Source organism: Paenibacillus sp. 1-18 (genome assembly GCF_000520755.1).
Lineage (GTDB): Bacteria > Bacillota > Bacilli > Paenibacillales > Paenibacillaceae > Paenibacillus > Paenibacillus brasilensis.
In genome coordinates, this window is record NZ_ASSB01000236.1 from 1 (window position 1) to 655 (window position 655).

1 protein-coding gene is annotated in these 655 nt (G+C 42.9%); it reads left to right on the forward strand.

Going from position 1 to position 655, the window contains the following annotated elements; translation table 11 throughout:
* Nucleotides 1-99: 99 nt before the first annotated feature.
* Complete coding sequence (tnpA, locus tag L693_RS0114565; RefSeq protein ID WP_025717884.1) at nucleotides 100-537, forward strand: IS200/IS605 family transposase; 438 nt, start codon at nucleotides 100-102, stop codon at nucleotides 535-537.
* Nucleotides 538-655 lie beyond the last annotated feature (118 nt).

Below are 655 nucleotides of genomic sequence, written 5' to 3' on the forward strand. Positions count from 1 at the left end.
TTTTAATTTCAAAATGCGAGGTCTAACTCCACCGTCTTTAGACGGTATCCGCTTTTAGCCCTAAACGATCTGGACATACTTTTCGTAAGAGGTGAAAGTATGGAAGGATATCAGAAAAGTAGCCATGCGATCTATGATCTAAAGTATCACGTGATTTGGGTAACGAAGTACAGATACAAAGTACTCAAAGGTACCCTGGCAGTGAGAACACGAGAATTAATCCGTCAAGGATGTGAAGCAAGAGGAATTGGGATTTTGCAGGGAAGTGTGGGGAAAGAGCATATTCATTTGTTGTTGTCCTGTCCACCAAGTCTAGCTCCGAGCAAAATGGTGCAGTACCTGAAAGGGCGATCATCTAGATTGTTACAAGATGAATTTCCCGAACTGAAGAAGAAATATTGGGGACAACACTTGTGGGCACGGGGATACTTCTGTGCAACGGTGGGAAGCGTGACGGAAGAAATGATCCGGAACTATATTGCGAATCAGTTCACAGAGGAAAAGAACGAAATTTTCAAGATTGAGGACGAGTTTTAGTCGGATTTGCAGTATGCTTGAGCGTATGGACTTTGAGAAGAACTTCAGTCTTACGTTACGACTTTAGTCGTCGACATTGATGTCAAAATCCACCTGCTTTGAGCAGGTGGTCGTTTAA